The following is an 8,855-nucleotide window of genomic DNA, read 5'->3' on the forward strand; positions in this document are numbered from 1 at the left end:
GCTGCAAGACGGGCCCGCCTGACCAGATGCCGCGGGTGAGTGAAGCGGGGCATTTTGCCATAAATGGCGGAGCGTCCAGCCGGGGGTGATAGAATTTGACACATGTCCCGCAGCTTTCCTACGACGTTGCCAACTTCCCGCATTTCTCTCGTCGCGCTCGCCGCGGCCTTGTTCGCCGGGTCTACCGTCGCGTACGCACAGGCATCGGGCGCCACCGCGCCGGACGCCGCAGTGGCCGCGCCCGTCGCACCCTCCACCACGCAGGATTTTGACGCTCGTCAAAAAGTGCTCAATCAACGTTCCGCGGAAAACGATTATCGTTATGCCGTGGCGGAGCACGATTGTTACAGCAAGTTCTTCGTCAATCACTGTCTCGGCAATGCGCGCGACCGGATGCGCGAGGAGCGGGCGAGCATCCGTCAGGAGCAGCTCGCGCTCGACGATGAACAGCGCGCGGTGCGGGCGCAGCAGCGCGACCAGCAGCAGGCGTTGAAGCAGGCGCAGAATGCCGCGGAAGCGCCGCAGCGCGCGGCGAACGATGCGGCGAACGCGGCTGCGTTCCGCGACAAGCAGGAGCAGAATGCACTGAAGCAGGCGCAGCGCGGCGCCGAGGGCCCGCAGCGCGCCGCGAACAAGCAGGCATACGACCAGAAACAGGCAGACTTCCAGCGCAAGCTCGACCAGGCGCGCCAGCAGGGCGCGCAGAAAGCGCAGGAACGGGCGGACAACGCCGCGCGCTACGAGCAGAAGCAGAAGGAAGCCGCCCAGCACAAAGCCGATGTCGAGCGGCGTCAGCAGGAAGCGGCCGAGAAGGCCAAGCAGCAACAGCAGGGGCAGTAACGTGTTGGATTGATCCGGAGTCAGTCTCGTGCGTGCCGGCACGCCAGTCGGCGCGCTGCTTCGATGAGGAGGCGCATATGCAAAACCGTCCCACGGAACAGCAGCAGGAATTGCACAACCGTTTGGCTGCATTGCAGGAACAGCACCAGCAGCTCGCTCGGGAAATCGAGCTGAAGGAAGGACACTCCGACATCGACGACATCACGCTGCACCGGCTGAAGAAGGAAAAGCTGGCGGCCAAGGACAAAATCATTTTGCTGCAATCGCAGCTGGAACCGGATAAGCGCGCCTGAGCGCGGCCTGGCAAGCGCCGGCGCCGCTCGGGCGCTGGACACAGGAACGCTTGCCTTGAATTCATCGCTTGATGCCAACCCCGATGCCCGGCGTGACGCGTCGTCCGCCGGGCGCGTTCGTGCGCCTGAAGGCACCTTCGAGCTGAGCCGCAAGCGCGTCGACGAACTCGACACGATCTTCGGCGACGGCGGATTGCTCGCGCGCGCGCTCGATGGCTATCACCCGCGTCAGTCGCAGATCGAGATGGCGCGCGCGGTCGCGTCCGCGATGGAGGCGTCCGCGCGCCGGATGCCCGAGCCAGAAATCTTCGAGACCCGCAAGCGGCCGGCGCGCCGCCTCGGCGAAGGCGACAAGGCGGCCGAATCCGCCGCGGAGGGTGCTGCGGCCGAAGCCGACAGCGACGCTGGCGACAATACGCTGATCGTCGAGGCCGGCACCGGTACCGGCAAGACCTATGCGTACCTGGTGCCCGCGATGCTGTGGGGCGGCAAGGTGATCGTATCCACCGGCACGAAGCACCTCCAGGACCAGCTGTTCCAGCGCGACATCCCGACGGTGCGCAACGCGCTCGCGGTGCCGGTGACGGTCGCGATGCTCAAGGGCCGCTCGAACTACCTGTGCCATTACTACCTGCAGCGCACGGCCGACAACGGCCGCCTGCCGTCGCGTCAGGACACCGCGTACCTGCAGGAAATCGTCCGGTTCGCCAAGGTCACGAAGAGCGGCGACAAGGCCGAACTCGCGAGCGTGCCGGAGACGGCACCCGTGTGGTCGATGGTCACGTCGACGCGCGACAACTGCCTCGGCCAGGAGTGCCCGCATTACAAGGAATGCTTCGTGATGCAGGCGCGCCGCGAGGCCCAGCAGGCGGACATTGTCGTCGTCAACCATCACCTGTTCTTCGCGGACATCATGCTGCGCGACACCGGGATGGCCGAACTGCTGCCGAACGCGAACACGGTGATCTTTGACGAAGCGCACCAGTTGCCGGAGACGGCCACGCTGTTCTTCGGCGAGACACTGTCGACCACGCAGATCCTCGAACTCGCGCGCGACACGGTGGCCGAAGGCCTGAGCCATGCGCGCGATGCGGTCGAGTGGGTGAAGCTCGGCGGCGATCTCGAACGTGCGGCGCGCGACCTGCGTCTCGCGTTCGCGAACGACCAGATCGTGCGCATGTCGCTCGCGCAACTGGGAGACGATCACCCGATGTTCGGCGCGCTCGACGCGCTCGAAGTGGCGCTCGATGCGCTTGCCTCGGCGCTCGCGAGCCAGGCCGAGCGGGCGGAGTCGCTCGGCGCGTGCCTGCGGCGTGCACGCGAGCTGCAGGACCTGCTCGCGGGCTGGGTCGCGCCCGGCGCGGCGGAAGCGGCCGCGAAGGCCGATGCCGCGGCAGCCGGCGACAAGGCGGCCACCGACGACCCGAACGAGAAGGTGCGCTGGGTCGAAGTGTTCGCACATACCGTCCAGTTGCACGAGACGCCGCTGTCGGTCGCGCCGATTTTCGCGAAGCAGCGCGCCGGCGTGCCCCGCGCGTGGGTGTTCACGTCGGCGACGCTGTCGGTGCGTGGCGATTTCACGCACTATGCGGCCCAGATGGGCCTCAGCTCGCGGCGCTCGATGACCCTCGCAAGCCCATTCGACTATCAGACGCAGGGCCTGCTGTATGTGCCGCGCAACCTGCCGCAGCCGTCGTCGCCGGCGTTTACCGATGCCGTGTTCGATGCCGCGTTGCCGGCGATCGAGGCATCGGGCGGCGGCGTCTTCATGCTGTGCACGACGCTGCGTGCGGTCGACCGGATCGCGTCGAAGCTGCGCGACGTGATCGAGTCGCGCGGCTGGAACACGCCGCTGCTGGTGCAAGGCGATGCCAGCCGTACCGAACTGCTCGATCGTTTCCGTTCGTACGGCAATGCGATCCTCGTCGGCAGCCAGAGCTTCTGGGAAGGCGTCGACGTGCGCGGTGATGCGCTGTCGCTCGTTGTGATCGACAAGCTGCCGTTCGCGCCGCCTGACGATCCGGTGCTGGCCGCGCGGCTCGACGCGCTGACCAAGAAGGGCTTGAGCCCGTTCGCGGTTCACCAGCTGCCTCAGGCCGTGATCACGCTTAAGCAGGGCGCAGGCCGGCTGATTCGCGCGGAGACGGATCGCGGCGTGCTGATGATCTGCGACACGCGGCTCGTCGACAAGCCTTACGGTCGACGGATCTGGCAGAGCCTGCCGCCGTTCAAGCGCACCCGCGAGATCGCGGTCGTGCAGGACTTCTTCGACGAACATCGCGCGGCAAAACGCGCGTGATCGCGCTGCCGCCTGCTACGGGCGGCACCAACAAAAAACCCGGCTCGATGGCCGGGTTTTTTGTTGGTGCTCGGGTGTCGCTCAGAACTGCCACCACGACTTCTTCGTGCCGGGGCGCGAATGGCCGGTGATGTACGGGCTGTCCGGGAAGGTCCCCGCGAGCACGCGCTTCGTGTCTTCCGCGAGTTCCGGCTGGTTCAGCTTGCCGTACGACAGGATCATGATGTGCAGCGCGTCCTCGATCGCCGGCGCGCCCTTGTAGTCCTTGATCGCGAGCTGCGCGCGGTTGATCGCCGCGACATAGGCGCCACGCCGATAGTAATAGTCGGCCGCGTGCACTTCGTGCGAGGCGAGCGCGTTGACGATGTAGCGCATCCGGGCGGCGGCGTCGGGCGCGTACTTGCTCTTCGGGTAGCGGTCGACGACGACCTTGAACGCGTCGTACGATTCGCGCAGTGCCTGCGGATCGCGCTCGCTCATGTCCTGGCCGGAGAAGCGGCCGAACAGGCCGAGATCGTCGTTGAAGTGGATCATCCCCTTCAGGTAGTACGCGTACGGGATATCCGGGTGATCCGGATGCAACTGGATGAAGCGGTCGACGGCCTGGTCGGCGGCTGCCGCTTCGTTGTCCTTCCAGTTGCAGTACGCGACGTTGATCTGCGCCTGTTGCGCGAAACGGCCGAACGGATCGCGACCTTGCAGCGATTCGAAATATTTCGCGCACTTGCCCCAGTCGCCGCCGGACAGTGCGTCCTGGGCCTCTGAGTATAATTTGTTGTTCGACCAGGTAGCCGTCTCGTCCTGCTTCTGCGGTAAGCCGTGGCAGCCGGCGATGAGGGCCGCGGCCGCTACCGCCGCAGCTCGGGCGGCGACGGTTTTGGCCGTACGTTTGGTCGAATTCATCATGCTCGCATGTCCTAGCTTCAAGTCTCGGTGACCCAGTCTAAATGACCCGTTCAAGTTCGCAGAATGCCCCGCAGGGCAAGTCAAATCGCGAAGATTATAGCCCAAGCGATCGGCCCGCCGACGCTGCGTCGGGGGATTCCCCCGATGACGATCTGGCTGCAGACGCGATGCAGCCGCCTGTCGTGCCGTCCGCGGCGGTCGACGAGGCGCCGCGCGTCGTCGACGTGCCGCTGTCGCTCGCGGGTGAGCGCCTCGATAAAGCGCTTGCCCAACTGTTCCCCGAATTCTCCCGCAGCCGCCTGCAGAGCTGGATCGAGGCGCAGCGGGTGCTGGTCGACGGCGCGCCGGCGAAGATCCGCCAGCCGGTGCCGCTCGGCGCAAGGATCGAACTCGTGCCCGACCTGCTGCCGGAGCAACTGGCGTTCACGCCGGAGCCGGTGCCGCTCGACGTGATCTACGAGGACGACGCGCTCGTCGTCATCAACAAGCCGGCGGGCGTCGTCGTCCACCCGGCTGCCGGCAACTGGAGCGGCACGATCCTCAACGGCCTGCTGCACCGCTACGGCGACGCGGCGGCCGGCCTGCCGCGCGCGGGCATCGTGCACCGGCTCGACAAGGAGACGTCCGGCCTGATGGTGGTTGCGCGCACACTCGCCGCGCAGACCGACCTCGTGCGCCAGCTGCAGGCGCGTACCGTGAAGCGCCGCTATTTCGCGCTCGTGTGGGGCATGATGCCCGAAGACGGCACGATCGACGCGCCGATCGGCCGCGATCCGCGCGAGCGCACGCGCATGGCCGTCGTCACAGGCGCGTCGGGCAAGCCCGCGCGCACGCATTTCCGTACGGTTGACACATGCATGTGGCAACGTCAGCCGGTGTCCGCGATCCAGTGCGATCTCGAAACCGGCCGCACGCATCAGATCCGTGTGCACTGCTCGCATGTCGGGCATCCGCTGCTCGGCGATCCGGTGTACGGGCGCGCGCGCGGCAAGCGCTCGGTCGCGCCGCTGCCGGGCGGGTTCGCGCGACAGGCGCTGCACGCCTGGCGGCTCGGCCTCGTGCATCCGGTCACGGGCAAGGCGATGCAGTGGCGTTGTCCGTTGCCGGACGATATGAACGCGCTCGTCGCGGCGCTGGGCTTCGGGCAGGGCGACGAGGAATTCGACGATGAAGACGGTGTCTACGACGATGACGATTTCGCCGGCGAATATCAGGATCACGACGACGATTACGACGATGAGGAGGAGTGAGTGCCGATGACGAACCTGGCGCCGTTGACGTGGCAGGACTGCGTGCTGCCCGACTGGCAGGTGGCGCCGCGCGTGCGTGCGCTGATCACGACGCGCGACGGCGGCGTGAGCGAGGGCCCGTACGGGCGCTGGCAGGACGGCGCCGCGTTGCCGGGCGGGATGAATCTCGGCCTGCATACCGGTGACGATCCGGCCCATGTCGCCGCGAATCGCGCGCGCTTGCTCGCGCTCGCGGGCCAGTCGCGAGCGGCATGGCTCGAACAGGTTCACGGCGCGCGGATCGTGCGTGCGGACGACGTGATCGAGGCCGCGCCGGGTGCCGAGGCGCCCGTGCAGGCCGACGCGAGCGTGACGGACCGCGCGGGCGCGGTCTGTGTCGTGATGGTCGCCGATTGCCTGCCGGTGCTGTTGTGCGACGCGCGGGGCCGGGCGGTGGGTGCCGCGCATGCTGGCTGGCGCGGGCTCGCGGCCGGCATCGTCGAGCAGACCGCGGCCAGCGTCGCGGCACTCGCCGGCGGCGCGACGGATGATCTCCATGCGTATCTCGGGCCCGCGATCGGCCCGCGCGCGTTCGAAGTCGGCGCCGACGTGCGCGAGGCGTTTCTCGACACGGCTTCGCAGTCGGAGCATGATGAGACGCGTCAAGCGTTCGTCGCGATCGACGGCGCGCCCGGCAAGTACCTCGCCGACCTCTACGCGCTTGCGCGCCTGCGCCTCGCGCGCGCAGGCGTGACGCACGTGAGCGGCGGGACCGCCTGCACGGTCACCGAACACGCGCGCTTCTATTCGTACCGGCGCGACCGCGTGACCGGCCGCATGGCGGCGGCGATCTGGCTGGCCGATTGACTGCTGACCGCGCGCAGGTGCGCGCGCGGCTTGGTTTGTTGCGCTGCGAAATCGGTTATTGCGATATTGGCGCCGCAATGCGACGTTGCATGGACAATGGAATGGATAATCGCGAAGTCAAGTCAATCAAAATGTTTTATGTTTCGCCGGAAGCCTTGTCCAGCTTGTTGCGCACGGATTATCTCCGAACAGAAATGTTCGGTGGTTTGACGCAGCGCTTCACATGGGGAAAACGATAATGATAAAAATACCGCACTGCGGCAGAATCTGGAGACGCCTCTCCAGAGCATGACGGCCCGGCTCGCAGCCGGCACGCCGCGCGCGAGCAGGATTTCACGATTGACGCTCACGAATCACCGGTAAGGCAGGTAATGACAGCATCGAAAAATTCGTCGACGTCCGCTCAAGCGGGCACTTTCGCGGGCAGCACCGGATTCGACCAGGTTACCCAGCCGATGCAGCAGATGTTCGAGGCATGGCTGAACGCCTGGCGCGGTTTCGCCGATCCGGCGCGCGCCGCAACGGCGGCGACCAGCGCGAATCCGTTCGCCGCATTCCAGTTCCCGACATCCGTTCCGTTCCAGATGCCGTCGATGCCCGATCTGGGCGCCCTCGGCGGCCTGGCTTCGCCGTTCGCGGGATTGAAGCTGCCCGTGGCCGCGATTCCGCCGGAACGGCTCCAGAAGCTGCAGGCCGATTACGCGCGCGACTGCGTGACGCTGATGCAGCAGGCCGCCGCCGCGAAGCTCGAGTCGCCTGAACTGAAGGACCGCCGCTTCAGCGGGGATGCCTGGAAGGCGTCGCCCGCGCATGCGTTCGCGGCCGCGTGGTATCTGCTCAACGCGCGCTACCTGCAGGAACTGGCCGACGCGCTCGAGACCGATCCGAAGACGCGCGAACGCATCCGTTTCTCCGTCCAGCAATGGACCGCCGCGGCCGCGCCGAGCAACTTCCTGGCGCTCAATCCCGATGCACAGAAATCGATCCTCGAGACGCAGGGCGAAAGCCTGCGGCAGGGGATGATGAACCTGCTCGGCGACATGCAGCGCGGCAAAATTTCGCAGACCGACGAATCGCAATTCGTGGTCGGCAAGAACCTCGGGTGTACCGAAGGCGCGGTCGTCTACGAGAACGACCTGATCCAGCTGATCCAGTACGCGCCGAAGACGGACAAGGTGTTCGAGCGGCCGCTCCTGATCGTGCCGCCGTGCATCAACAAGTTCTACATCCTCGACCTGCAGCCCGAGAATTCGCTCGTCGCGCATGCGCTGTCGAACGGCCATCAGGTGTTCCTCGTGTCGTGGCGCAACGCCGATGCGTCGGTCGCGCACAAGACGTGGGACGACTACATGAACGAAGGGCTGCTCGCGGCGATCGACGCCGTGCAGCAGATCAGCGGCCGCGAGCAGATCAACACGCTTGGCTTCTGCGTCGGCGGCACGATGCTCGCGACCGCGCTGTCGGTGCTCGCCGCACGCGGCGAACATCCGGCCGCGTCGATGACGCTGCTGACCGCGATGCTCGATTTCACCGACACCGGCATCCTCGACGTGTTCGTCGACGAGGCGCACGTGCAGATGCGCGAGCAGACCATCGGCGGCAAGAACGGCGGGGCGCCGGGGTTGATGCGCGGCGTCGAGTTCGCGAATACGTTCTCGTTCCTGCGGCCGAACGACCTCGTCTGGAACTACGTCGTCGACAACTACCTGAAGGGCCGCACGCCCGCCGCGTTCGACCTGCTGTACTGGAACAGCGACTCGACGAGCCTGCCGGGCCCGATGTACGCGTGGTACCTGCGCAATACCTATCTCGAGAACAAGCTCCGCGTGCCGGGCGCGCTGACCGTGTGCGGCGAATCCGTCGACCTGTCGCGCATCGACGTGCCGACCTTCATCTACGGGTCGCGCGAGGATCACATCGTGCCGTGGCAGACGGCTTACGCATCGACGTCGATCCTGACGGGCCCGCTGAAGTTCGTGCTCGGCGCGTCGGGCCACATCGCGGGTGTGATCAATCCGCCGGCGAAGAAGAAGCGCAGCTACTGGGTCAACGACAAGGATCTGCCCGAATCCGCGGACGACTGGTTTGCCGGCGCGACCGAGCAGCCGGGCAGCTGGTGGACGACCTGGGTCGAGTGGCTCGACCAGTACGGCGGCCGCAAGGTGGCGCCGCCCGCCAAGGCCGGCTCCGCGCAGTTCCCGGTGATCGAGCCGGCGCCGGGCCGCTACGTGTTGCAGCGCGATTGACGAAAGACGGACAGCGGCGCACGCTGTCCGGTGCACCGCAGTTTTTTAACAGGGCCGGTAGCGATGCGCCGCGTCGTGCGGGCCTGGAGGAAAGGGAAATGACGGACGTAGTGATCGTATCGGCCGCGCGGACCGCGGTCGGCAAATTCGGCGGTTCGCTCGCGAAGATCGCGGC

Annotated in this window: 8 protein-coding genes; 7 read left to right on the forward strand and 1 reads right to left on the reverse strand. The window is 66.6% G+C overall.

Translation table 11 applies throughout. The annotated features are described in order from the left end of the window. Window positions 1-102 precede the first annotated feature (102 nt). The 3 genes from WS75_RS08850 (at window position 103) to WS75_RS08860 (ending at window position 3,432) form a co-directional block, all read left to right on the forward strand. Window positions 103-840 carry a hypothetical protein gene (locus WS75_RS08850; RefSeq protein WP_059680134.1) on the forward strand — a complete coding sequence of 246 codons (738 nt, stop codon included), beginning with the start codon at window positions 103-105 and terminating at the stop codon, window positions 838-840. A gap of 77 nt (window positions 841-917) precedes the next feature. After that, window positions 918-1,133, forward strand: coding sequence for a YdcH family protein (locus tag WS75_RS08855; protein WP_006755091.1), 216 nt, complete (start codon window positions 918-920; stop codon window positions 1,131-1,133). A gap of 55 nt (window positions 1,134-1,188) precedes the next feature. After that, window positions 1,189-3,432, forward strand: coding sequence for an ATP-dependent DNA helicase (locus tag WS75_RS08860; RefSeq protein WP_059680135.1), 2,244 nt, complete (start codon window positions 1,189-1,191; stop codon window positions 3,430-3,432). 81 nt (window positions 3,433-3,513) lie between these two features. Here WS75_RS08860 and WS75_RS08865 read toward each other — a convergent pair whose 3' ends face one another. Beyond that, window positions 3,514-4,338, reverse strand: a complete 825-nt coding sequence (locus WS75_RS08865) for an outer membrane protein assembly factor BamD (protein ID WP_059680136.1) — start codon at window positions 4,336-4,338, stop codon at window positions 3,514-3,516. Between the two features lie 41 nt (window positions 4,339-4,379). On the opposite strand from WS75_RS08865, the gene WS75_RS08870 reads away from it, so the two are divergent. From WS75_RS08870 to phaC, 4 genes are all read left to right on the forward strand, one after another. Further along, a complete protein-coding gene (locus WS75_RS08870) occupies window positions 4,380-5,588 on the forward strand; it encodes an RluA family pseudouridine synthase (protein WP_059680137.1) in 1,209 nt (402 codons plus the stop codon). Between the two features lie 6 nt (window positions 5,589-5,594). Further along, complete coding sequence (gene pgeF / locus WS75_RS08875) at window positions 5,595-6,434, forward strand: peptidoglycan editing factor PgeF (protein WP_059680143.1); 840 nt, start codon at window positions 5,595-5,597, stop codon at window positions 6,432-6,434. Then, entirely contained in the window at window positions 6,431-6,673 is a 243-nt protein-coding gene (locus WS75_RS33430) for a hypothetical protein (protein WP_156429739.1), read from the forward strand. Before pgeF ends, WS75_RS33430 begins: the two co-directional genes overlap by 4 nt. A 132-nt stretch (window positions 6,674-6,805) precedes the next feature. Beyond that, window positions 6,806-8,680, forward strand: coding sequence for a class I poly(R)-hydroxyalkanoic acid synthase (gene phaC, locus WS75_RS08880; RefSeq protein ID WP_059680138.1), 1,875 nt, complete (start codon window positions 6,806-6,808; stop codon window positions 8,678-8,680). Window positions 8,681-8,855: the final 175 nt, after the last annotated feature.

The organism is Burkholderia sp. FL-7-2-10-S1-D7 (assembly GCF_001524185.1).
In the GTDB taxonomy this organism is placed as follows: Bacteria; Pseudomonadota; Gammaproteobacteria; order Burkholderiales; family Burkholderiaceae; genus Burkholderia; species Burkholderia diffusa.

What these genes read in the sequence shown, in the direction of transcription:
- WS75_RS08850 (WP_059680134.1), top strand. Translation starts at nt 103, where the DNA reads ATGTCCCGCAGCTTTCCTACGACGTTGCCAACTTCCCGCATTTCTCTC.
- WS75_RS08855 (WP_006755091.1), top strand. Translation starts at nt 918, where the DNA reads ATGCAAAACCGTCCCACGGAACAGCAGCAGGAATTGCACAACCGTTTG.
- WS75_RS08865 (WP_059680136.1), bottom strand. Translation starts at nt 4,338, where the DNA reads ATGATGAATTCGACCAAACGTACGGCCAAAACCGTCGCCGCCCGAGCT.
- WS75_RS08870 (WP_059680137.1), top strand. Translation starts at nt 4,380, where the DNA reads ATGACCCGTTCAAGTTCGCAGAATGCCCCGCAGGGCAAGTCAAATCGC.
- pgeF (WP_059680143.1), top strand. Translation starts at nt 5,595, where the DNA reads ATGACGAACCTGGCGCCGTTGACGTGGCAGGACTGCGTGCTGCCCGAC.
- phaC (WP_059680138.1), top strand. Translation starts at nt 6,806, where the DNA reads ATGACAGCATCGAAAAATTCGTCGACGTCCGCTCAAGCGGGCACTTTC.